Annotated in this window: 20 protein-coding genes and 1 tRNA gene; 9 read left to right on the top strand and 12 right to left on the bottom strand. The window is 63.0% G+C overall.

Annotated features, from left to right (window positions below):
- Window positions 1-184 precede the first annotated feature (184 nt).
- The gene (locus Q8R81_RS00795; RefSeq protein ID WP_305615221.1) at window positions 185-1,627 is read left to right on the top strand and encodes a globin-coupled sensor protein; all 1,443 of its coding nucleotides are present in this window, start codon (window positions 185-187) and stop codon (window positions 1,625-1,627) included.
- An 86-nt stretch (window positions 1,628-1,713) separates the two neighbouring features.
- On the opposite strand, the gene Q8R81_RS00790 is transcribed toward Q8R81_RS00795, so the two are convergent.
- From Q8R81_RS00790 to Q8R81_RS00780, 3 genes are all read right to left on the bottom strand, one after another.
- The gene (locus Q8R81_RS00790; RefSeq protein ID WP_305615219.1) at window positions 1,714-3,477 is read right to left on the bottom strand and encodes an amidohydrolase family protein; all 1,764 of its coding nucleotides are present in this window, start codon (window positions 3,475-3,477) and stop codon (window positions 1,714-1,716) included.
- 88 nt (window positions 3,478-3,565) lie between these two features.
- Window positions 3,566-4,879, bottom strand: coding sequence for an FAD-dependent oxidoreductase (locus Q8R81_RS00785; protein WP_305615217.1), 1,314 nt, complete (start codon window positions 4,877-4,879; stop codon window positions 3,566-3,568).
- 129 nt (window positions 4,880-5,008) lie between these two features.
- Window positions 5,009-5,818: an alpha/beta fold hydrolase gene (locus tag Q8R81_RS00780; protein ID WP_305615215.1), complete on the bottom strand. Its 810-nt coding sequence runs from the start codon at window positions 5,816-5,818 to the stop codon at window positions 5,009-5,011.
- A gap of 111 nt (window positions 5,819-5,929) precedes the next feature.
- On the opposite strand from Q8R81_RS00780, the gene Q8R81_RS00775 reads away from it, so the two are divergent.
- On the top strand, window positions 5,930-8,611 hold the full coding sequence (locus Q8R81_RS00775) for an EAL domain-containing protein (protein WP_305615213.1): 2,682 nt from the start codon (window positions 5,930-5,932) through the stop codon (window positions 8,609-8,611).
- A gap of 9 nt (window positions 8,612-8,620) precedes the next feature.
- On the opposite strand, the gene rlmN is transcribed toward Q8R81_RS00775, so the two are convergent.
- Window positions 8,621-9,988: a 23S rRNA (adenine(2503)-C(2))-methyltransferase RlmN gene (gene rlmN, locus Q8R81_RS00770; RefSeq protein WP_305615211.1), complete on the bottom strand. Its 1,368-nt coding sequence runs from the start codon at window positions 9,986-9,988 to the stop codon at window positions 8,621-8,623.
- Window positions 9,989-10,235: 247 nt separating this feature from the next.
- Between rlmN and Q8R81_RS00765 the strand changes: the two genes are divergently transcribed.
- Window positions 10,236-10,907 (top strand): outer membrane protein, encoded by a 672-nt coding sequence (locus Q8R81_RS00765; protein ID WP_305615209.1) that lies wholly within the window; start codon window positions 10,236-10,238, stop codon window positions 10,905-10,907.
- A 104-nt stretch (window positions 10,908-11,011) separates the two neighbouring features.
- Here Q8R81_RS00765 and Q8R81_RS00760 read toward each other — a convergent pair whose 3' ends face one another.
- From Q8R81_RS00760 to Q8R81_RS00740, 5 genes are all read right to left on the bottom strand, one after another.
- A complete protein-coding gene (locus Q8R81_RS00760; RefSeq protein WP_305615207.1) occupies window positions 11,012-11,494 on the bottom strand; it encodes a hypothetical protein in 483 nt (160 codons plus the stop codon).
- Window positions 11,491-11,670, bottom strand: a complete 180-nt coding sequence (locus Q8R81_RS00755; RefSeq protein ID WP_305615205.1) for a DUF4169 family protein — start codon at window positions 11,668-11,670, stop codon at window positions 11,491-11,493. Before Q8R81_RS00755 ends, Q8R81_RS00760 begins: the two co-directional genes overlap by 4 nt.
- Window positions 11,670-12,299, bottom strand: coding sequence for a phosphoglycerate mutase family protein (locus Q8R81_RS00750; protein WP_305615203.1), 630 nt, complete (start codon window positions 12,297-12,299; stop codon window positions 11,670-11,672). Before Q8R81_RS00750 ends, Q8R81_RS00755 begins: the two co-directional genes overlap by 1 nt.
- Before the next feature lie 11 nt (window positions 12,300-12,310).
- Entirely contained in the window at window positions 12,311-12,802 is a 492-nt protein-coding gene (gene greB / locus Q8R81_RS00745) for a transcription elongation factor GreB (RefSeq protein WP_305615201.1), read from the bottom strand.
- A gap of 185 nt (window positions 12,803-12,987) precedes the next feature.
- Window positions 12,988-15,006: a lytic transglycosylase domain-containing protein gene (locus tag Q8R81_RS00740; RefSeq protein WP_305615199.1), complete on the bottom strand. Its 2,019-nt coding sequence runs from the start codon at window positions 15,004-15,006 to the stop codon at window positions 12,988-12,990.
- A gap of 99 nt (window positions 15,007-15,105) precedes the next feature.
- Here Q8R81_RS00740 and dapA point away from each other — a divergent pair, with 99 nt between their 5' ends.
- The 4 genes from dapA (at window position 15,106) to Q8R81_RS00720 (ending at window position 19,649) form a co-directional block, all read left to right on the top strand.
- Window positions 15,106-15,987, top strand: a complete 882-nt coding sequence (gene dapA, locus Q8R81_RS00735; RefSeq protein WP_305615197.1) for a 4-hydroxy-tetrahydrodipicolinate synthase — start codon at window positions 15,106-15,108, stop codon at window positions 15,985-15,987.
- A 73-nt stretch (window positions 15,988-16,060) separates the two neighbouring features.
- Complete coding sequence (smpB, locus tag Q8R81_RS00730; RefSeq protein ID WP_305615195.1) at window positions 16,061-16,543, top strand: SsrA-binding protein SmpB; 483 nt, start codon at window positions 16,061-16,063, stop codon at window positions 16,541-16,543.
- Window positions 16,544-16,650: 107 nt separating this feature from the next.
- Window positions 16,651-17,211, top strand: coding sequence for a DUF2062 domain-containing protein (locus Q8R81_RS00725; protein ID WP_305615193.1), 561 nt, complete (start codon window positions 16,651-16,653; stop codon window positions 17,209-17,211).
- Window positions 17,211-19,649 carry a response regulator gene (locus Q8R81_RS00720; protein ID WP_305615191.1) on the top strand — a complete coding sequence of 813 codons (2,439 nt, stop codon included), beginning with the start codon at window positions 17,211-17,213 and terminating at the stop codon, window positions 19,647-19,649. Before Q8R81_RS00725 ends, Q8R81_RS00720 begins: the two co-directional genes overlap by 1 nt.
- Window positions 19,650-19,968: 319 nt before the next feature.
- Here Q8R81_RS00720 and Q8R81_RS00715 read toward each other — a convergent pair whose 3' ends face one another.
- From Q8R81_RS00715 to Q8R81_RS00705, 3 genes are all read right to left on the bottom strand, one after another.
- On the bottom strand, window positions 19,969-21,003 hold the full coding sequence (locus Q8R81_RS00715) for an oxidoreductase (protein WP_305615189.1): 1,035 nt from the start codon (window positions 21,001-21,003) through the stop codon (window positions 19,969-19,971).
- 183 nt (window positions 21,004-21,186) lie between these two features.
- Window positions 21,187-21,507 (bottom strand): DUF1905 domain-containing protein, encoded by a 321-nt coding sequence (locus tag Q8R81_RS00710; RefSeq protein ID WP_305615187.1) that lies wholly within the window; start codon window positions 21,505-21,507, stop codon window positions 21,187-21,189.
- Window positions 21,504-22,451: a peptidylprolyl isomerase gene (locus tag Q8R81_RS00705; RefSeq protein ID WP_305615185.1), complete on the bottom strand. Its 948-nt coding sequence runs from the start codon at window positions 22,449-22,451 to the stop codon at window positions 21,504-21,506. The genes Q8R81_RS00710 and Q8R81_RS00705 overlap by 4 nt, the downstream gene beginning before the upstream one ends.
- Before the next feature lie 128 nt (window positions 22,452-22,579).
- Between Q8R81_RS00705 and Q8R81_RS00700 the strand changes: the two genes are divergently transcribed.
- Both Q8R81_RS00700 and Q8R81_RS00695 read left to right on the top strand, forming a co-directional pair.
- Window positions 22,580-22,670, top strand: a tRNA-Ser gene (locus Q8R81_RS00700).
- Between the two features lie 171 nt (window positions 22,671-22,841).
- On the top strand, window positions 22,842-23,195 hold the full coding sequence (locus tag Q8R81_RS00695; protein WP_305615183.1) for a hypothetical protein: 354 nt from the start codon (window positions 22,842-22,844) through the stop codon (window positions 23,193-23,195).
- Window positions 23,196-23,423: the final 228 nt, after the last annotated feature.

Raw genomic sequence — 23,423 nt, 5'->3', positions numbered from 1 at the left:
CGCTTTTGCGCGTCCTGCTCACGGCATGCCTTCCGGCTGCGCACCGTGAAATCGTCCAAGCCTGATGACCCAAGGGCAGCTCACCGGTCCAACTCATCCCAGCCCAGATCACAAATCGCGTTCTTCACGGCCGACTATCTGAACCTCAAAATGCGAATTTCCACTCTAGATAGGAGTCGGAAATATGCAGAGTGGTTACGATCCGCAGGCCGTTGCCAAGAAGCTGGCGTTCTTCAATATCGCCGCTGACGACGTTGCGCGGTTCCCGCGGATTGCCTCTGCGTTGCGCCAGCATGCCCCACCGGCATTGGACGCGCTTTACGACAAGATAGCGGCCACGCCTGAGACAGCGAAGTTCTTCTCATCGCGTGATACCATGCGACATGCACGGGAAAAGCAGGTCGATCACTGGGCCGGCATGTTCAGCGGTAGCGTGGACAAGGCCTATTTTGATAGCGCAGAGAAGATCGGCAACGTCCATGCTCGGATTGGGTTGGAGCCGGGCTGGTACATCGGTGCCTATGCCGCCGTGCTGGAAAACATCATCAACGCCATGTTCGCAAGACCGCTGGCGTTTTTCCAGCGCCGCAAGGTGGCCAGTTCGGTAGGGTCGATGATCAAGATGGCGCTGCTGGACATGGAAGTGGCGCTTTCGACCTATTTCAAAGCTGAAGAATCCGCGCGCGTCGCTGTGATCGACGAGGTTAGCGCCGCATTGCGCGCGATGGCCGAAGGCGATTTTGCGACGAAGGCCCCAGACCTTCCTGCGGCCTTTGCCGAACTCCAGAAACATCTCGATGGCATGCGGGTGCAGGTTTCAGGCGTGTTGACCAATGTTGCCGAAACATCCGGATCGGTCGATGTGGGTGCCAAGCAGATCCGCCAGGCCTCTGATGATCTGGCACGTCGCACAGAACAGCAGGCAGCAAGCCTTGAAGAGGCCTCTGCGGCGATGACAACGCTTGCATCAAACGTTCGCACTGCTGCCGATGACGCCGCGCACATGCATGGTTCGGTGCAGCAGGCGCACGGTGAGGCAATGAAGGGCGGTGAAGTGGTCGGTGAGGCGGTTTCGGCGATGAATGACATCCATCATTCGGCGCAGGAAATCGGCAAGATCATTTCCGTGATCGATGGCATTGCCTTCCAGACCAATCTGCTTGCGTTGAACGCCGGTGTCGAGGCTGCACGCGCCGGTGATGCCGGACGCGGATTTGCCGTCGTCGCCACTGAAGTGCGTGCGCTGGCGCAGCGCACGGCGGATGCTGCGCGCGACATCAAGACCCTGATCAGCGACAGTTCGACGCAGGTTGAACGCGGCGTCAATCTTGTCGGCCAGACCGGCGATACTTTTGCGGTGATCGTCGAACAGGTTGGCCATGTTGCCGAACTGGCCAGCAGCATCGCACGCATGGCGAATGAGCAGGCGGGCAGCATCGGCCAAGTGCGCGAAACCGTGCGCGAAATGGACACGATGACCCAGCAGAACGCCGCAATGGTCGAAGAAGCAACAGCGGCGGCACGCAGTCTTGCCGGTGAAGCTGACCGGCTTGCGACACTTGTTTCACGCTTCCGTCTGGAAGGTGGCGCAAGCCGCGCGGGCAATCACATGCGCCACGCGGCCTGATTTGTCATGCCGCCCCTTGCGATCCTGCCGCAGTCCCAGTCGCTCTCTCAAACGGCGCGCTGTGGCAGGATCACCAAGGCTATCGGTTACTCTGCCGCTTCGAGCAGGTCGGCGCGCTGCGGCCCACGGATCAGGCCGCCGGGCGTTTCGCCGGTCCATTCGCCCTTGTGAAACGTAACTTTGCCGCCCTTGATCGTGTAGTCATAGCCTTCCGCCTTTTGCAGCAGGCGCTTGCCACCGGCTGGTAGATCGAATGCCAGCCACGGCTTGAGCAGGCGCAGGTTTTCGAAATCGATCACGTTGATGTCGGCCAGATAGCCGGGCGCCAAAATGCCCCGATCATCCAGGCCATAGAGCCGCGCTGTGTCATGGCACTGGCGCTTGATGGCGTGTTCAAGGCTGATCCGGCCCCCTTCACGGTCCCGGCCACGCTTGCGATCACGCACCCAGTGTTCGAGCATGAAGGTGGGGCTGGCGGCATCACAGATCGTGCCGCAGTGCGCGCCGCCATCGGACAGGGAATTGACCGTGTCGTCGGACGCCTGAAGGCTTTCAAGGAAATCCAGGTTCCCATCGGCATAGTTGAGGATCGGCAGGTAAACGAAGCCCGTACCGTCATTTTCCATCAGCTTGTCATAGGCATAGGCATCGGGCGAAACGCCAGCTGTCTTGGCGCGCGCGAGGATGCTGGCCTCTTCCTGCGGCTCGTAATCAAAGCCATCATCCATCACGAACTGGTTGTGCCAGCCTTTCGAAATCATCATCAGCAGTCCGATGATATCGCTTTGGGGATAGACGCTTTCCTCAGCCAGAACCTGCGCGCGGAACGCCGGGTCTTTTAATTTCGCCAGTTGCGCGGCCCACGGCAGATCCGCAATCGCAACATAGCTCGGGCGAAAGCGGAAGGGGTGGACGGTGCCCTGCCACGCCATCACGATGCCGTTCCCGCGCAAGGCGATTTGCGCGATGATGTTTGCCCCTTGCGCATTGTGGCGGCGCATTTCGGCGATTTGTTCGTCGAGCGGCATTTCCTTGGCGATGGATTGCAGCGCGGCGTAAGTCACGGGCAAGCCGGTCTCGCGGCTCAATGCGCCCATCCAGCCGAATTCGTCCCACTCGCGCTTCATGTCGGAAGCCATCTCGAACACGCCGTAGCCGACCCGGCCCATCGCGCGGCCAATCTCGATGAGTTCTTCGGCTGTTGCGGTTGTCCCCGGCACCACTTCACCGTCCACCGATTTGTGAATCACCGTGCGGCTGGTGGAAAAGCCCAGCGCGCCCGCGCGCACGCCTTCTTCGACGATGTCGGCCATCTTGCGAATGTCGTCCGTCGTGGGGATGGCGCCGGGCTTTTCCCGATCGCCCAGCACATAGGCGCGCACGGCACCGTGCGGAACGTGCGTGCCAACATCCACCGTGCGCGGCATCTGCTCAAGCGCGTCGAGGTATTCAGGGAACGTTTCCCAGTTCCACTTCATACCCTCGGCCAGCGCCGTGCCGGGAATGTCCTCCACGCCTTCCATCAGGCCGATCAGCCATTCATGCCGGTTTGGCGCAGCTGGCGCAAAGCCCACGCCGCAGTTGCCCATGATCACCGTGGTCACGCCATGCCACGAACTCGGAGCCATCTCGGCATCCCACGTCGCCTGACCGTCGTAGTGCGTGTGCACATCAACCCAGCCCGGCGCGACGATCCGGCCGCTCGCGTCGATTTCCTGCGCCGCATCGCCGCGCACAGTGCCGACAGCGGCAATTAGTCCATCCTTTACCGCAATATCGGCGGTATAGCGCGGCGCGCCGGTGCCATCGACGATGGTCCCGTTCCTGATGATGAGGTCATAGGCAGGCATCGGACAACTCCTTCTCCCCACGCAGGCCGACTCGTAGCGGCAGCCTATCGTGTTAATCGCCCGATTAAGTCAGAGGTTGACCGTCAGGTCAATCGGCAAGGCTGGTGGCGCGAATCATGTCGTCCACGTCGACGAACTTTTCGCGCGGGGCATCGTCGCGGGCGCGCGCCTGTTCGGCCTCTTCGATCTTTTTCCAGTCGCTGAAGCTGACGACATCCAGCCCCCGCTCCGCTGCCAATGCATCGAAGCCTTCGCGTCCAGCCTTGGCACCACCGGCAGGAAAGTCCTGCGCGATCAGTTCCACCACGCCGAACCCGTCGGGCCGGTTGGTGCCAATCGTGCCCGACGGACCGCGCCGCGCCCAGCCCACGCAATAAAGGCCCGGCAAAATCCGCCCTTCGTCGTTGGCAAAGCGGCCGGCGCGTTCGTCAAATGGCACGCCAGCGATGGGCGAGGTCTGGTAGCCGATGCATGAGACCACAAGATCGGCCCGAATCTCGTAGAAGTCGCCCGTGCCCACTGCCCGCCCATCTTCGATCCGGGTACGCTCGACCGACATCGCGCGCACTTTGCCATCGCCGATCAGGCCGCGCGGCGCGGCGAAGAAATCGAACTCCACTTGCAGCGGCAAGTCTGCCCGATCGCTTTCCGGGGGCGCGGCAAACGTGCGCAGATGCCCCACGGCCTTGCGTATGCCCGGCTCCAAAAGTGCATCATCGGCCAGTTCGGGCAGATCGTCCGGATCGACCCTTGGCGCGGTGCGGGAGAGGTGGCCCAGTTCGCCCAGTTCCTTCGGTGTCATCATGATCTGGTGCGGCCCGCGCCGCCCGAGCACAACGATCCGTCTGATGTTCGAGGTCATCAGCGAATCCAGCGCATGGCCAACGATGTCGCTCCCGGCAAATTCGTCGCGCGTCTTGGCAAGGATACGCGTCACATCAAGCGCAACGTTGCCCATGCCGATGACGACGGCGGTGTGCCCCGAAAGGTCCGGGTCAAGCGCTGCGAACTCAGGATGACCATTGTACCAGCCGACGAAACCAGCGCTGCCAAAAACATTCCTGAGGTGATCGCCGGGTACGCCAATTTCGCGATCGCGCGGTGCGCCGGTGGCCAGCACCACGGCATCGTACAGCCCCTGCAATTCAGGAATGGAAACGTCCTGACCCACTTTCACATTGCCGACGAAGCGGACATTGTCGGCCAGCGCGGTCTGTTCATAGCGGCGGGTAACGCCCTTGATTGACTGGTGATCGGGCGCAACGCCAAACCGGATTAGTCCATAAGGCACTGGTAGCATGTCGAAAATATCGATGGAGACGTCGTCTCCCCACTGCTTTTGCGCTGCTTCGGCGGTGTAGTATCCGGCCGGTCCTGAACCGATGATCGCGATGTGCCGCATGGCCTCTCCTCAGGCGAAAGACCCTGCCACAATGGCAGCCTGTCTGGGCTACCGGCGGGTCTCGCTTTGGATGCTAGTGCATGATCGGCAAAAGGAAAGCGGAAGAACGCGCCGACCCTGTCTGATCAATCAGGCAGCGGCAGCTTCATCATCAAGAAATGCGCGCATACTGGCCACGAACTTTTCACGCTGCGACAGCATGAACAAGTGCCCGCCACCGTTGAACATTTCGATCCGGCTGTGCGGAATTGCGTTGTGCAGGAAATGCGCGTTTGAAGGCGGCACCAGTTGGTCCTCCTCGTCCGCCATGACCATCACCGGAACGCGCAGCAGTGGCAGGAATGGCACGCTGGTCCACGTCGCGAACGAGGCCATCTGATAGGAAAAGCCGAGTGGGGACGGTGCCTTGGCCGCGTTGAGCGATACCCGCGCACTGCCGCCGCCGTTGTAGATCGAGGCCAGGTTGCGCTTGAGTGTCCGCTCTACTGTATATTCGAGGGGGTCGGCCATGTGCGCCAGCATCGACGGGTTGCCCGGCACCATCGTTGCCCCCGCCGCCGTCGCAGCGAGGACTACGCTGCCCGTGCGTGCGCGGTGTTGGAACGCGAACTGCTGGGCCAGCGCGCCGCCCCAGCTGATGCCCAGAATGTCGACTTCGGCAATGTCCAGCCGGTCAAGCAACGCTGCCATCGTCAGCGCCATGTTCGGAATTGTGTAGGGAATGATCGGATCTGGCGAACTGCCAATTCCGGGCATGTCAAAGCAGATCACCTCACGCTCGGGCAGGGCGCGTGCGAGCGGGGCGAGAAGTTCGAGATTCATGCCGATGCCGTTAAGCATCAGCAACGGCCGATGCTCCGCCTCGCCCACGTGCCAGCGGGCAACGTGCAATCTGCGCCCTGCCACGCCAATCAGCGATTTTTCTGCCGTATCTGCCATTTTTACCAATGCTCCGGCGCGGTGCCTAGCAGCTTCGCACTCGCAGCAAAAGCACCTCATTGGTGGCAACTTTAACGCTTTCTAAAATGGAGGTGAGGCATTTGCGATGGCATGTCTGCAGAAACCTCCGTCGAAGCAGCCGTTCCAACCGGCAACACGCGCGATTTTGCGCGCACGCGACGTCGTGAGCGTGTCCAACCTGTCGCTCCGCGTGAAGCAGGGGCCAGCTTTCTGTTCGGCAGCGATTCCACGAACCGGCTGGTTGCGCCTGAATGGCCCCGGCTGGCGCTGCCAATTGTTCTTCTGCCTGTCGGAATCGCCGCTTTCAATCTGACGCTTCCCGGTCTGCTCACCAGCCTTTTGCTGGTGCTGGCCGCTGCGTTTTGCTGGTTTTCCCACATCATCGTGCGGTTTGAGAGCGAACGCGCGCTGGAGACTGGTCAGCGCATGGCGATGGTTGGTGCGGCCATTGCGCTGCCGATGTTCCTGTTCGGCTCGGCAATGGGTGTATGGGGCGCATCGGACCAGATCGACTGGTTCTATTGTCTGGCTGCCGTGGCCACGCTCTCGCTGCTTGCCACGGTCGTCCAGTCTGGTCGCCTCGTTGGCGTTCTCGCCGCGCAAGTTTCGGTGTGGTCAGGCATTACGTGTGTCGCTTCCACTATCGCCGGCTACTTCTCGCTGGTGGTGGGCGTGGGCATCGCCGTGGTTGCCTACATGCGCCAGCGCAAGATCGATATTCTGCTGCGAGAAAAGGCCGAGAACGATGCCCGGGTGCAGACCCGCGCACAGGAAATCCTCGCTGACTACGAAGAGACCGGCCAAGGCTGGTTCTGGGAAACGGACCGGCGTGGCCACTTGACCTACCTGTCCGCGCCGGTTGCCGAAAACATCGGGCGCAAGGTATCCGAACTGATCGGTCGCCCATTTGCAGAACTGTTCAACCTTGCCGAACAATCCGGCGAGGGTGAACGGACGCTGGCGTTCCACCTTTCGGCACGTTCCAGCTTCAGCGAACTGGCAGTGCGTGCCGCCACGCATGAGGAAGAGCGCTGGTGGTCGATCACCGGTCGGCCGTCTTACGATACCTTCAACAACTTCACCGGCTTTCGCGGGTCTGGCACCGATCTCACAGAAAAGCGCCGTTCGCAGGAACACGCTTCGCGCCTGGCGCATTTCGATTCGCTAACCGGCCTGTCCAACCGCTTTCGCATGTCGCAGACGCTGGAAAAGATCCTGCTTGCGCCGCAGGTTCACCACCGCGCCTGTTCTGTCTTCCTGCTGGATCTCGACCGGTTCAAGCAGGTCAACGATACGCTCGGCCATCCCGCAGGCGATGCTCTGCTCAAACAGGTGGCGCAGCGGCTTGAGCGCGTGGTGGGCAAGATGGGCCGCGTCGGACGCCTCGGCGGTGACGAGTTTCAGGTCATCCTGCCCGGCAAGATTGAGCGCGAACAGCTTGGCCATCTCGCCGCGCGCATCATCGAAAGCGTTTCGCAGCCATATTCTATCGAAGGCAGCCGCGTGATGATCGGTGCTTCGGTGGGAATTGCCATCGCGCCCGATGATGGCGTGACCAGCGAAGCGCTGATCCGCAACGCCGACCTTGCGCTGTATGCCGCCAAGGATGGTGGACGCGGACGCCACCACTTCTATGCCCCCGATCTGCACAGCGATGCCGAAGAGCGTCGTCAGATGGAAGAAGACCTGCGCGATGCGGTGTCCAACGGCGGTCTGGAACTCTACTACCAGCCAGTGGTCCAGACGGCGACCGAGAAGATCACCGGCTTTGAAGCGCTGCTGCGCTGGAACCATCCAAAACAGGGCTGGATCAGCCCGTCGCGCTTCATTCCCGTGGCCGAGGACACTGGCCTGATCGCACCGATCGGGGAATGGGCTTTGCGCACCGCCTGCCAGGATCTTTCACGCTGGCCCGAGAATGTGCGCGTCGCGGTGAACGTTTCGCCGTTGCAGTTTGCCAATCCTTCGCTGCCGTTGATCGTCACGAATGCACTGGCCAACGCGCAAGTTGCGCCTGAACGGCTCGAACTGGAAATCACCGAAAGCGTGTTCCTCAACGATGATGAGGGCACCGACCAGATGTTCAAATCGCTGAAAGCGATTGGCGTGCGCCTCGCTCTCGACGATTTTGGCACCGGCTATTCCTCGCTTGGGTATTTGAAGACAGCGCCGTTTGACAAGATCAAGATTGATCAGTCCTTCGTGCGCGGGGCAACCCAGCCCGGCAGCCGCAATGGCGCGATCATCGCTTCAATTGTCAGCCTTGCCGAAGCACTTGGCATGGAAACCACTGCCGAGGGCGTGGAAACGCTCGACGAACTCGATCTCGTGCGCATGCTCGGTTGCAGCCACGTGCAGGGCTATATCTACGAACGCCCGCTAAGCTCGATGAACGCGGCGGCGCGGCTTTCGACCGGCCTCATGGCCATCGCCCAAGGTCCGCGCTCTGCCCGCGCCGCGCGCCAATCAATGCTGCGCAAGGTCGTGCTCGATCATGGTGGCCACCGCTACAACGCGATGATCCGCAACATCAGCCAGACCGGAGCGCTGATCGAGGGCCTGTGGAATGTGCCGCCGGGCACCATCTTCCGTGTGGTCCTTGCCGACAATCACGTCGTTACCGCAACCTGCCGCTGGTCGAACGAAGATCGGCTTGGCGTCGAATTCTCGCTGCCGCTGCGGCTTGACGAAGGCGGCCGCATCGCTGCGGTGGCCGGGCGTCCTCCGGCAAGCGTCGATGCCGAAGCTACGACACAGCGCAAGGTCGGCTGACCCGGGGCCTCAGCCCAGCGCGGCCATCTTTTCCTCCGCCAGCCGATCCAGCTCAGCGCGGCTTTTCTTCTCCGCCGCCGTCTTCAACTGCCCGCAGGCCGCATCAATGTCGCGCCCGCGCGGCGTGCGCACGGGGGCGCTGATCCCGGCAGCGAAAACGATCTTGGCAAAGGTCTTGATCCGCTCGGGCGTGGAGCATTCGTAAGGCGCGCCTTCCCACGGGTTGAACGGGATCAGGTTAACCTTGGCGGGCAGCTTGTACTGCTTGATCAGGCGCACCAGTTCGCGCGCATCGTCGTCGCTGTCGTTCTTGTCCTTCAGCATCACATATTCAAACGTGATGCGCCGCGCGTTGGACGCGCCCGGATAGTCGGCACAGGCCTGCAGCAGTTCCTCGATGCCGTACTTGCGGTTGATCGGCACGATCTCGTCACGCACAGGCTTGGTCACCGCGTGGAGCGAGACGGCAAGGTTCACGCCGATTTCCTCGCCCGCCCGCGCCATCATTGGCACTACGCCGCTGGTCGATAGCGTGATGCGCCGCTTTGAAAGCGCCAGTCCATCGCCGTCCATCACCAGTTTGAGCGCATCGCGCACATTGTCGAAATTATAGAGCGGTTCGCCCATGCCCATCATCACGATGTTGGTGAGCAGGCGACCATCGGCGGTATACGCGCCCTCGTCGTCGTCCTCGTCATCGACATGCGCCCCCGCGAAGGCGGGGGCCTCAGGCTGTAAAACGCTCGGCTGATGGAGGCCGCCGCCATCGCGCGGATTTTGCGCTGCATTCGGCCATTCGCCCAATGCGTCACGCGCCAGCATCACCTGTCCCACGATTTCGCCCGGTGTCAGGTTGCGCACCAGTCGCATCGTGCCGGTGTGGCAGAACCGGCAGTTGAGCGTGCAGCCGACCTGGCTCGATACGCACAGCGTGCCCCGGTCAGCGTCAGGAATGAACACCATTTCGAAGTCATGGTTGTCCGCCGTGCGCAGCAGCCACTTGCGCGTGCCATCGGTCGAAACCTGCGCTTCGACAATCTCGGGCCGCCCGATCACGAAGCGCTGCGCCAGCCACGGGCGCATGGTCTTGGCAATGTCGGTCATGCCTTCAAAATCGGTCACGCCGCGATGATAGATCCAGTGGTAGACCTGTTTGGCGCGCAGTTTGGCTGCCTTAACGTCCAGCCCCGCAGTCTCAAACAATGCGGCAATCTGCTTTTTGGGCAGGCCGATCAGATCCACCCGCCCATCCTCGCGCGGGGTTACGCCGTTGACCAGACCGGGACGTGGCACGGGCACAGGATCGATATGTCCGGCAATCGGCATGTTGGTGGGGAGCGAAGGGCTATCGTCGGGGGAATGCTGCATCGCGCGCATATAGTGATTCTCTCCTCACCAAGCAAACGGGGTGAAATCAACGCCGCGCGAACACCCGAAGCCGCAGAAAGTTCCGGTCGCCCGTCGCGTTAAACACTCCGAACGTCGCAAATTATGTTGCTGAAATATCACGGTTTCTTGTTGTGTGAGGTTCAGGAAACCGGATGCAATTCCGCTCATTCCACCACCACTGTCGGGTCGCACAAAAAACGAAAACCGGCAGATGAACGTTCGAATGGAGTGAAACATGAAGAAGATCTGCGCAATCCTCGCCGCCGGCACGGCGCTCGCCGCCACCCCGGTTTTCGCGCAGGACGCGACGCCTGCCGAGGCGTTCAGCGGTCTCCGCGTTGAAGCGCTGGTAGGCTACGACCACCACCGCTCGGGCAGCAGCGAAGACGTTGATACCGATCGCGATCTCAAGCAGTCAATCGACGGCGTGACCTACGGCGGTGCCGTTGGTTATGACATGGCCGTCGGCAGCAACCTCGTCGTCGGTGCCGAAGCCGAAATCACCGAGAGCAGCGCTGGCTGGGACAACAACAACAACGAACCCAACGTGTTCAACCTTGGCCGTGTTGATGCCGGTCGCCAGTACTACTTTGGCGGTCGCGTGGGTTATGCCATGTCACCGGCCACGATGGTTTACGTGAAGGGTGGCTACAGCAACCAGCGCTATAACCTGCAGGGCACCGATGGCACCACCAGCCTGCGCCAGCGCCTCGACACCGATGGCTACCGCGTTGGTGCCGGTGTTGAGCAAAAGCTTGGGCCAAACAGCTACGTCAAGCTGGAATACGGCTACAACAACTACAGCGAAGGCGAGTTCGATTTCAACGGCAACACGCCGGATACGAGCCGCTTCAACATCGACACCGATCGTCACCAGGTGATGGCAGGCGTCGGCGTTCGCTTCTAAGCGTCACGCACTGAAGCAAGGGAAGGGCGGGTCGCAAGGCCCGCCCTTTTCACATCTTTTTCCCCTCCCGCTGGCGGGAGGGGCTGGGGGAGGGCGTGTTATCCCTACCGCGCACACCCCAGCGCCGCCGCATCCATCGCCGAGGCGGCACCTGACAGCACATAAGTATCGCGGAACTTGCGTCCGTCCGCACCTTGGCCAATCACCACAACGCGTGGCGCACTGCGCATCTGCGCCACGATCCCGGCATTGGTCCGCTGATCCGCAGGCCAAGCATCGGCCTGCCCGGTCTGCAAGGTGAAGTTCGCCTCGGGGAACGAGACGTTGACGCTGGACCCCGAAGCCACCCTCCGCGCCAGCCGCACATGCACGGCCCCGCGAATCTTGCGCTGGGGCCAGTATCCCACGGTCAGATAGGGCTGAAATGCCTGCTCCCGCCCACGCACTTTCTCCGCCATCGCAATGGCATAGCAGCGCGGCACCGCCGGATCGCGAAACGCGCCCCACGTGCCGAACACGCCCAGGCTGTCGCGCGCAACCGCGGTTCCTGCAAGGGCGAGCGCCGCCAGAACCAGCAGCTTCCTCACGTTTCGTCCCGTTTCGCGCCATCAAGCAGCCGCGCTGCACGCTCGGCCTCCTGCGCCTCACGCAATTTCTCGCCCTTTGTCCGGCCGAACTTCGCCCGATTGGCCTGCGCCTCAACCGCGTGCGCATCGCGTGCCTTCGCCTTGCGCACCGCCCGCAGGTTCACGACCTCACCCATCAGGCGTGCTCGATCCCGCGTTCAGAGCCAAACAGCACGGTTTCCGCCCCATCCTCCACCAGCGCTATGGAGCCTTGCACCAGCGAAGGTGCAATCGGTGCGCCGTGGACCGGATGGACCAGATAACCCGCCATGATCCCGCGCAACACCCGGCTCGAAATGCCGTGCATCACCACTATGTGATCGCCGCCGTCATCATCCAGCCCGTCAATCCACCGGTTCAGCCGCTCGGCAATCATCGGATAGTCCTCACCATCCGGGGCAGGGCGGAGCAGGTGGTCCTCGATCACGATGGGGCCAACTTCTTCCTCCACCTCGCCATAAGACCTGCCGCACCACGACCCCATGTCGATCTCTTTCAGATCCATCGTGCGGCGTGCGGCAAACCAGTCCAGGCCCAGTTCCTCGGCAATCAGCGCCGCCGTCTGCAACGCGCGCCCGGTGTCCGAGATGTGCAGCGTCACCTCCGGCCGCTCGCCCAGTTCGCCGCGCAGCGCACAGCCCATCGCCACGGCCTGTTCAAAGCCCTGCCGTGTTAAAGGCGTGTGAATGTGGTTCGCCTGCAGCCGACGCGTCGCATTATAGACCGTCTCGCCGTGGCGCATGATGAAGAAGCGACCCTGTTTCATGGGGAAGGGCTTTAGCCTGCGGCGTCAGGATAGGAAATGCTCATGATCTCCCACTCCTTCTCCCCCGAAGGCAGCCGCACGATCCGCAAATCCCCCACCCGCGCCCCGCGCAAGGCCTTGGCAATCGGCGCGCTCCAGCCGATGCGGTTGTTGGTGGCATCCTGCTCGTCATCCCCCACGATGGTCAGCACGCGCCGGGCATCATCCTCGTCGGCAATCTCCACTGTCGCGCCAAACAGCACCCGGCTGCGATCTTCCATACGTGCCGGATCGACCACCCGCGTCGCCTTCATCCGCCGCGCAAGGAAAGCCAGCTCCCGATCAATCTCCCGCATCCGCTTGCGCCCATAGAGATAATCGCCGTTCTCCGACCGGTCGCCATTGCCCGCCGCCCAACTGACGATCTCGACAATCGCGGGGCGTTCGGTGCCCAGCAGATGATCGTACCGCGCGCGCAAGGCAGCAAATCCGGCGGGGGTGATTGGGTGACCGTCAGGCTTCATGCGCCGCTTGTGGGCGAGGACGGACTCGCTGACAACAAATCCTCCCCGTTTTTCCGCAGGACAAATGGGGAGGGGGACCGCCCGCGCAGCGGGTGGTGGAGGGGTAACAAGCCCCCTCCGTCATCGGCTACGCCGACGACACCTCCCCGTTTGTGCTCCGCAAAAACAGGGAGGATTGTAGTCTGCTACCCCGGCTCCCGCTTCCCAATAAAGTAACTCATCGGGTTCGCCCCGCGATAGGTCGCAAACTGCGGGTTCATCGCCTCATAAACCACCGCGTTTTCCAGCACGCGCTGCACATAGTTGCGCGTTTCGGACAGCGGGATTTTCTCGATCCACTCCACCCAGTCCACGCCGCCATTGCGCGGGTCGCCATTGGCACGCAGGAACTTGTTCACGTTGCCGGGGCCAGCGTTATAGGCTGCCACGGCCAGTGGCCATGATCCGTTGTAATAGTCCAGCATCCGCCCGAAATAGCCCGCGCCGAGCTGGATGTTGTAGCCCGCATCCTCGGTCAGAGCGCCGGGGCGGTAGGACAGGCCGAGCTTGCCCGCCTGTTCATTCGCCGTGCCCGGCATCAGCTGCATCAACCCGCGCGCGCCTGCATGGCTCACCGCGTTCATAGCGAACTGGCTTTCCTGGCGGCTGATCGCGTGAATGCCGGTCCACTTGCTTTCAAAGCCCGGCGGCACCGGGATCAGCGGAAAGGCGATGTGCTGAAAATCAAGGTATCCGCGCGCCGCCGCGGCTTGCCCCACGATCACGCCCAGATCGCGCCGGCCCAGATCGCGCGCCAATTGCGCCACCATCATGTGCTGGCCTTCGGTGCGCTGCTGTTCGGCCACTTCCTTGAAGAAGCGGATCGTCGTGCGCCAATCGCCATTGCGCGCCACTTCGCGCACGGCCAGCGTCAGCGGCTGATTGTAGAACCGGCTGCGTTCGTCAAACGAGGCCTGCGCATTGGAATCATTGGCAAACTGCGGCACCGGACGGCCCAACCGTTCCAGCGCCAACAGGCCATAGAACTGGTCGCCATATTGCGCGGCCATCTCGAAATAGCGCCGCGCCTCGGCCTGCTGGCCGCCCCGCGCTGCGGCCTTTCCGGCCCAGTAAAAGCCCTTTGACCGCGTGCCCGGCGTCCGCGCCGCCGCGCCATAGCGCCAGAACAGCGGTGCCGCGCCCGCATAGTCGCCGATGTTGAAATAGCCCTGCGTGCCGCCCAGCCACATCAGCGAAGTGTAATCGTCGCGCAGCTCGAATTCGAGTTGGCTTACATCCTCGGCATTGCCAAAGGCATCGTCGATCCCCGCCGCGATCCGCATAGCCGCACGGGCATCGCCCGATGTCGCCGCGCCGCGCGCGTTGATCAGCAGTTCCTCGACCCACTTGGTCCGGTCCAGCGGTTGCCGCGCCAGCAGCGGCCGGTTGGCCAGAAAGGCCCGCGCGCCTGCGCCTTGTCCGCTCTTGCGCAATTGCCGCACGCGCTGGAAAACAAAGCCGGGATCGCTGTTCAGCAGTTGCGTCGAAACGCCGGAAACGGCAGCATAGGGATCGCCACCCTGCATCGCCGCCAGCCGCGCGGCATCAATGCTCTTGCGCGAAGGGCTGACCCACACGATCTGCCGCGCTGCCTGCGCGCTTGCACCCGCCCACAACAGCGCATCCATCCGCGCATCATGGTCGTCCGCCGTAAAGCTTGTGCCCCAGTTGGAAAGCAGCGCGCTTTCCGCCGCATCGGTCATCGCCCCGCCGCGCCATGCGGCCCGCGCCGCCTCACGCGCTTCAGGGCGGCCCATCTGCGTCAGCGCCAGCGCATATTGCGCGCGGCCAAGGTTGGTCAGCGGCGGCTTCTGGCTGAAGAAATTGACCAGCCGGCCTGCGTCCACCGCCTCACGCTCAAGCGAGAGTTCGGCATAGCGGCGCAGCTTTTCCTCATCCGGAAAGCCGGAATAGGTCACCACGAAGCTGGAATAGTCGGAAAACCCAAAACGGTTCGAACTGGTCAGCAGCTTCCACCGCTCCACCGCCGCCATCATCGGCCCGCCCTGGCTCGCCGTCAGATTCGCGCGCGCACGGTCCCAATCGGCACCATCGGTGCTGTTCCCGCCACTCGCGTGAACCGCGCTTGAAGCAGCCAGCGTCTGCATCAGCAGCCCGGCAACACCCCAGCGTAACATCAAGGCTTTCACGTCCATGCGGGACATACTATGGAGCGGCTCCTTATCAGGCGCTGAACAGACCCCGAAGGGTTCGACTTGCTGCAAGCCGAACTGCTTTATGGGGCAAATTGAGGGATACTGTCCATGTTTTCCGGCTCCATTCCGGCCCTTGTCACCCCTTTTCGCGATGGAGCGTTCGACGAGAAAGCATTCCGGCGTCTGGTTGACTGGCAGATTGATAACGGCTCCTCAGCGCTGGTGCCCTGCGGCACAACGGGCGAGGCATCGACGCTGTCCAACGCCGAACATCACCGCGTAATCGAAGTCTGCGTCGAGCAGGTGGCGGGTCGCGTGCCGGTGATTGCTGGCTGCGGCAGCAACGATACGATGAACGCGCTGCTCCACATGAACTTTGCCCGGAAGTCCGGCGCGCAGGCTGCGCTTTGCGTTGCGCCCTATTACAACCGGCCCAGCCAGGCGGGCATCATCGCCCACTTCAGCTACTTGGCCGAGCACAACGATCTGCCGATCGTGCTCTACAATGTGCCCGGCCGCACGGTGACCGACATTCTGCCCGAAACCGTGTGCGAACTCGCCAAGCGTTACCCGGACAAGATCGTGGCGATCAAGGACGCCAGCGGCGATCTTTCCCGCGTGACCGATCACCGCATGGGGATCGGCAAGAATTTCTGCCAGCTTTCGGGCGATGATGAACTGGCGCTGCCCGCCAACGCAGCGGGCGCAGTCGGCTGCATTTCGGTAACGGCCAATGTCGCGCCGCGCTTGTGCGCCGATTTTCAGGCCGCCTGCGCCGCCAACGATTTCGAAAAGGCGCGGGAGCTGAACGACAAGCTCTATCCGCTGCACTACGCGATGTTCTCAGACGCCTCGCCCGCGCCGCTGAAGTATGCGCTCAGCCGCGTGTTCGAAGGCATCAACGACGAACTGCGCCTGCCGCTCGTCCCCGCCAGCGCCGAAGCCCGCGCCAAGGTGGACGCTGCGCTGGTGCATGCCGGTCTGCTCTGAATGAAGCCGTGCCCCGACAAAGTGTGAAGTCCCACTTTCGCTTTGCCGGGGTAGCGCCTACATGGGCGGGATCATGGCCCGTCCCGTACATCCAGAATTCGACAAGACCAAAGTCGTCGCCGAGAATCGCCGCGCGCGCTTCGAATACTTCATTGAAGAGAAGTACGAGGCAGGCATCTGCCTGACCGGCACCGAGGTGAAGTCCCTGCGCTTTGGCGAAGGTTCCATCGCCGAGGCCTATGCCGAGGTGAAGAACGGCGAGGTCTGGCTGGTCAATTCCAACGTGCCCGAATTCAGCCACGGCAACCGCAACAATCACGTGCCCAAGCGCCCGCGCAAGCTGCTGCTGAAGGAACGGCAGATCGCCAAGTTCCACGGCGCGGTTGAGCGCAAGGGCATGACGCTGGTCCCGCTCTCGATCTACTTCAACAGCCGTGGCCGCGCCAAAGTCGAACTCGCGCTGGCCAAGGGCAAGAACAACGCCGACAAACGCGCCACGATGAAGGACCGCGATTGGAAGCGCGACAAGGCCCGGATCATGAAGGATCACGGATAAGGCATTCAAAAGTGCGGCGCTTCACCTCTCGGAAAGCGGCGGTAGTCTAGATGCGATCCCAAGGCCCGTGGCGGGGCAGTCGGTAAACGGGTAGAAGCAAGCGCACCATGTTCAAACGGATCGTCAAATGGGCGCGGGCCAACATGCCAACGCGCGAGCAGATGGAGCACAACCGCTTCGCTCGCCCGCTGGCTGCGCGCCATGAATTGTGGCGGTTTACAAGGCGTTCGGTGCCGCGCGGTGTAGCCGCCGGTCTGTTCATCGGCATCTTCGCGCTGATCCCGGGCGTGCAGATCGTCGGTGCGGCCTTGATGTGCGTGCCGTGCCGGGGCAACATCCCGCTCGCCGTGCTGATGACCTTCATCTCGATCCCGCCAACCACGCTGTTCGTGTTCCTCCCCGGTGCCATCGCCGTGGGCAACAGCTTCGGCTTCCACGCCGATTTCGCGACGGTCAGCAAGATGGTAACGGATGGGGCGAGCGTAAATGACTGGCTCATCTGGCTAGGTTCTGACGCTGCGCCCTCGCTGGTGATCGGCCTGTTCCTGATCTCGGTCGTGGCCGCTGTGCTGGGCTACATGATCTCGGCCTTCGCATGGCGCTGGTGGACCGCGCACAAGCGCAAGGCGCGCCATCTGCGCTATCAGGCGCGGGACTTCCCTGACTGATGGCGGCACTGGGGGGCGAGGCTGACACGACCGGGGTGCAGGCCGCGCCCTTGCGCGACTGGCTCCTGCTTGGCGGCGCGGTGATCGCCAGTGCTGGCGCGCTGTGGACCGTTTCGGGTGAGCCACTGGTTGTCGGCGGGTTCCTTGGCGGCGTGGGCGTGATCGGTGCCGCGCTGCGGCTGGCCTATCGTCCGGCGCGCGCTGCCGTGGCGGCCGAGTTTGCCGCGCCCGACTGGTCCGTCACCAACGCGGCCATCGAAAGCGCCGACACCGCCATCGCCATCACCGACCGCGCCGGAAGGCTGGCCTGCGCCAACGCGCTGATGGGCGAATGGTTCGGAGTAGGCGCCGCGCCACCACGCTTGTCGCTCAGCAAGGAGTCGGTCGACACGCTGGAAGATGCCCTGCGTGCCGCTTGGCGCGATGGCAGCGCCAGCGCCGATGCGCTGACCTCGGCCAAAGGCACATGGCGCGCCGAACTCAGCCGCGCCGGGCGGGGTGAGGACTTTCTGATCTGGCGCTTCATGCCGGTGGTCACGCAAAATCTGGTGGCGGATATGGCCGCGCACGTTGGTGGAAAGCTGGGCCGCGCCCTGGCGCGTGAGGGCTTGCAGGCGGCGGTGGTAAACCCCGAAGGCACCGTGCTGGCCGCCAACTCTGCCTTCGCTCAGCGCGCGACGGGCAATGCGGGCGCTGAGATGGTGGGCACAGACTTCGTCTCCTACCTTGCCAGCGACGATTCTGAGCGGGTGTTCTATGCCCGCGAAGGCGGCAAGGGTACGCCGGTGCGGCTGGTCCATCTGCCGGTGGCCGACCCTGACGGCATCGCCAATACCGATCCGGCGCGCACTTCATCACTGTTCCTGCTGATCGACAACCAGCACAGCGTGGGCGACATCCGCGCAGGCCTGCCGCAGATCGAGGCGCTGCTTTCGCGCCTGCCGCTGGGTCTTGCCATGACCGACCGCGACGGGCGCTTCCTCTTTGCCAACGCCGCGTTCCTGCGCGCTGCGGGGCATGAGGACACGATCCCGCCGCCGTACCCTGCGGACCTTGTCATCAAGGAAGACAAGGGCGCGCTGGTCGATGCGGTGCGCCGATATGCGCAGGGGCAGGCGACGGCAGGAGACGTGGCGGTGCGGCTGCGCGCTTCGCCGGAGGAGCCGGTCTCGCTGAGCCTTGCCGGGGTGCGCGGGCTGGGCGATGGCGCGGTGCTGCTGAGCCTGAAAGATTCCTCGGAAGAGACCCGGCTGAAGCGCGAGATCGCGCAGGCGACCAAGATGCAGGCGGTCGGCCAGCTTGCGGGCGGCGTGGCGCACGATTTCAACAACGTGCTGACCGCGATCATCGGCTATTGCGACCTCATGCTGATGCGCCACACGCCGGGCGACAGCGACTATGACGACATTCAGCAGATCAAGGCCAATTCGAACCGCGCGGCATCGCTGACCCGGCAGTTGCTGGCCTTCTCGCGCCAGCAGACGCTGCGCCCGCAAGTGTTGCAACTGCCCGATGTGGTGGCCGAGGTTTCCGCACTGCTCAAGCGGTTGATCGGTGAGCGGATCACGCTGGACGTGACGCACGACCGCGATCTGGGCTTTGTCCGGGCGGACCCGACGCAGCTGGAACAGGTGCTGCTGAACCTGGCCGTCAACGCGCGCGATGCCATCAATGACCGGCTGACGGCAGCGGGCGGCAAAGCCCCGCCGGGCGTCGTCAAGCTGATGACCCGGCGCGTGACGGCGGCCGATGTCCGCGCGATGAAGAGCGAGATCCTGCCCATCGGTGATTACACCGCGCTGATGGTGGAGGACAACGGCCACGGGATCAAGCTGAACCAGATCGGCAAAATCTTCGAACCCTTCTTCACCACAAAGGAGAAGGGCAAGGGCACTGGTCTGGGGCTATCCACCGTCTACGGCATCGTCAAGCAATCGGGCGGGTTCATCTTTGCCGAAAGCGAAGTGGGCAAGTTCACGCGCTTCAGCATCTACCTTCCGGTCCACCATCCCGATGCCGCCGAGATGGCACAGGCGGCCAAGCCTGCTGCGGCTGAACCCAAGCGCGAATGGTCGGGCGGGGGCAAAGTGCTGCTGGTGGAGGACGAGGACACGGTGCGCGCCGTGGCTGAACGTGCGCTGGTGCGGCAGGGCTTTGAAGTGACCACGGCGTCCGATGGCGAAGAAGGTCTTGAAGCGATCGGGCGGGGCGAATTCGACGTGGTCGTTTCCGATGTGGTCATGCCGACGATGGACGGCCCGGCGATGGCCCGGGAGATTCGCGCCCTGAAGCCTGACCTGCCGTTCCTGTTCATGTCGGGCTATGCAGAAGAGCAGCTTCGGCGCGAGATCGACATTCCGAACATGCACTTTCTGGCCAAGCCGTTCTCTGTCCAGCAGATCTGCGAAGCGGTGGAGATGGTGCTGCGCGGGCGGTGATTTCGTTCAGGAAACGGGGCGGTTTCCTGAAGGGGGTTTACGGGGTTTACACAGTCCTGAGAAACAAACTCATGGGGCTTTCGGGCGCGTTTTCCCTGATGTTGGGAGACCCACCCAGCTGCGACTAACTTCACTGCGTTCCGTAAGTCTCGCGGCCCTCCCGCCTGTGGGAGGGCAAACCAACTCTGTCTTTCCCCCCTCCCGCATGCGGGAGGGGTTGGGGGTGGGTAGCTGCACAACGCTACGTTCCGACGGGCGATTGACGGTTCAAGGAGCGGTGCGGAGCCTGCCGTCGAACGCGCCGTGTAGGACAGCCGATTTACAACCGAAATGGCGGAACCGGCTGCGCCACGCCACTGCGCGCCGCCTCCGCCGCCGCTTCCACCACGGCCATCACGGCGAGCGATTGCTCTGGCGCGACGTGCAACGGCGCGCCATCGAGCGCGGCGGTGATCCCGGCGTAGAAGCGGGGGTAGTCGCCGGGCATTAGTTTTAGCGGATGGCCAGTGCCTTCCGCATCGTGGCGGGTGAGGGGATTCGCCTCGCGCCCCCAATCGGGCGCGCCGGGACGCTGGCCATTCAACAATTGGCCTTCCTGCGGATCGAGGCCGTGCTTGATCAGGCTGCCTTCGCTGCCGTGGACGACGAAGCGCGGGGAGCCGCCCGCCACCAGCATCCCGGCGTGGAGCACGCAGCGCAGAGTAGGGTATTCGAGCACGACATGCGCCCAGTCATCAGTCTGCGCGCCATCGCGCAAGGTGCCGAAGCTGGCCATCACGCGCTCTGGCAGGCCGAACAGGCACAGCGCCTGATCGGCGAGGTGCGGCCCCAGATCGGCCCATACGCCGCTGCCGGGGCCGGGGTTCTCACGCCAGCGATCGCGGACCGTGGGGCGGAAGCGGTCGAAGTGGCTTTCGAAGTGGGCGACCTTGCCGATCAGGCCCTGCTCAATGGCGCTGGCGATGGTCATGAAATCGCCGTCCCAGCGGCGATTGTGAAACACGCTGAGCAGTGTGCCGCGCTCGCCTGCGTGGACGGCGATCTGGCGTGCTTCGGCCAAGGTGAGGGCGAGGGGCTTGTCCACTACCAGCGCCTTGCCCGCGTCAATTGCGGCGTGGGCGAGGGGGGCGTGGCCGTCGTTGGGCGTGGCGATGACGACGAGGTCTATCGAGGGGTCGGCGAGGACAGCGGCGATGTCTGCTTCGACACGCATGTCGGGCAGGTCTGCGTGGACTTTGGCTGCATTGCTGGAGACGACCGCGGCAAGGCGCAAGCCGGGTTCGGCCTGGATCAGCGGGGCGTGGAAGGTCTTTCCGGCATAGCCATAGCCGATGAGAGCGACGTCGTGGGGCACTTGGTATCCTTGGGGTTTCGCGGAGGGCTGGGTTTACTTCGGTGAGCGGGGAATGCCCACCCCGCTGCGACTAACTTCACTGCGTTCAGTAAGTCTCGCGGCCCTCCCGCCTGCGGGAGGGCAAAGGCTGCCTTGAACTTCTCCCCTCCCGCAGGCGGGAGGGGTTGGGGGTGGGCAAGCGGATCAGAAAGTCAGTTGAAGAGCAAACGCTTCGCCCTCGATCAGCCCCTCCGCCTTGCGCACAGCGGCCTTGATGGGGACGATCCAGCCCTGTTCCTTGCTTGGAAACGCCGAGGTGCGCCATGCGGTTTCGCCAACTTGCACGCCCAGTTTCACCGAACCCCAGCCAGAGCGGCGGCCGGTTTCCAGACGGTGCATCAGCGCGGTGGCAGACAGCGCTTCGCCTGCTTCGCCATCGATGGTGACGAAGAACCAATCGGTAGCGTTGGGACCACCGGACCAACGCCAGAGCGTGGCTGTCAGATCATAAGCGGTGCCGCTCATTTGCGGCGGCGGATTGGAACCGGCACGTTGCAGATGTCCACGCCACCTGCGGGCTGGATGTAGAACGCATCGCGGCGATTGGCGCGGGCATCGGCATAGCGGGTAAAGCTGGCGCTCTCGGTGCCGAGATATTCGAACGCGGGCAGATCGGGCACATCGGTGCCGTTGCGGATGGAGCGGATCGGTGTGCGTTCGGGCGCGGTCTTGTAAAAACCCAGATCGCCGGTGCCGCGCGGCAGGGTGGAGAGATGCTCCATGCCCTCGATCACCCGGCCGACGACCGCGATGTTGCGATCAAGCTGGCGGGGGGCGTGGCCGATGACGGCATAGAGTTCCGCGCCGGTGCCGGTGTCGGGCGGTTCGTTGCGGCCCACGCCGACGGAGGCGTAGCAGTGGACGGGCCACCAATCGCCGCCGCTAAGGTGCATGACTGGCGGATTCATGCCGACAGGGAAACCTCCGACAAATCCGACAAGGGGACTGTATGAATCGCGGCTTTGCGGCGCAAAAAAACGAGGCAATCCCTTGTCGCCTGAAATCGTGTATTCAGTTTGAGGAACTAAAGCCAAACCCTCCGGCAACGCCTTTGCTTTCCCCTTGTCCTCACCATCGGGATCGCCCCACTGCACCACGTAGTTGTCCTGCGCGCGATTGATCGAGGTGCCGTCCCACCAGTGCGCGGTGGCCAACTTGCGGATATTTCCGACCCACCCTTGGGAAATCGGCGCGGGCAGCAGCTGGATCACCACTCGGCGCGGGCGCCCTGCAGCATCGGGCGCGGCATCGGGCGCAAGGTCCATCACCAGCAGTTCCGAAGGCGCAATCGCCATCCAATCCGCCGCAGGCGCAGCCGCCACGATCTCAGTCGGAGCAAGCGCCTTGGCGGGCGGCGTGGCAGGTTCGGGCGAGGCCGCAAGAGCGGCGAGCAAGGCGAGCAGCGACATAAGTTCATCATTGCAGGAACCGACGCCTTGCGAAAGCAATCTTGTGCGGCTAGGGGGCCACTTCCAGAGCGTTTGGTTGATCCCCTGATTCACGTTTAGTGCTTCGCACAAGACTATCAGGCTCATGCGGAGCGGTGGCCGAGTGGTCGAAGGCGCACGCCTGGAAAGTGTGTATGGGTCAAAAGCTCATCGTGGGTTCGAATCCCACCCGCTCCGCCAGTTCACCTTGCCATCCTATGCCATAGCACACCAACATCCCTAGGAAACGCTGGGGGTTTGTCCTATTGAGACGTGCGTCGAGTGCCATGCCGTGCCACAAATGGACCGACCTTTCGGGGGTAACACTCGGTGTAACGGGTAAATGCATTAGCCCCGGCGCAGGAGGTTGGCATGCTCTCCGACACCAAGATCAAGAAGACCGCGAAGGCTGAGCGCGATTACAAGCTGTCCGATGAGAAGGGCTTGTTACTCCTCGCGCGCGAATGGCACGATCTGAACAAAGGCCGGTGGACCGAACATCACCAGTCCGACGTGCTACGCTCGCTTGAGCGCGATGCGTTCCCTTCGCTGGGCAAGGTGCCGATTGGCTGCATCGGGGTGCATCACGTGCTGGACCTGCTGCGCAAGATCGAAAAGCGCGGCTCCATTGAGACGGCCAAGCGCATTCGCTACGCCCTGCGGGCTCCGCTGCGCAGGCAATTGCTTACCCCGCGCTCGTGCGCAACAACGACGCCGAGACTCTAATCGCTACCGGATGAAGGTTGGGGGTCACGTCTGCGATTGGCTGGTTTCGGCACGAACAGACGTTTACATCGGATCTTCTCAACGGCGTAAGTTGCGAAGGGTTTCGGGCGCTTGCGTACGAAAGCCTCCAGTGCAGGAACCCGCGGGCCCCACGCGCTGGTCTATGGGTAAAGCGGCTTTGGGATGGTTCTGGAGGGTAAGCGCTGCCGCTGCGGAAGTGCAGCTGCC

The sequence above is a fragment of the Novosphingobium sp. genome, assembly GCF_030696665.1.
Taxonomy (GTDB): Bacteria; Pseudomonadota; Alphaproteobacteria; order Sphingomonadales; family Sphingomonadaceae; genus Novosphingobium.
This window is presented reverse-complemented; position numbering and strand designations above follow the sequence as displayed.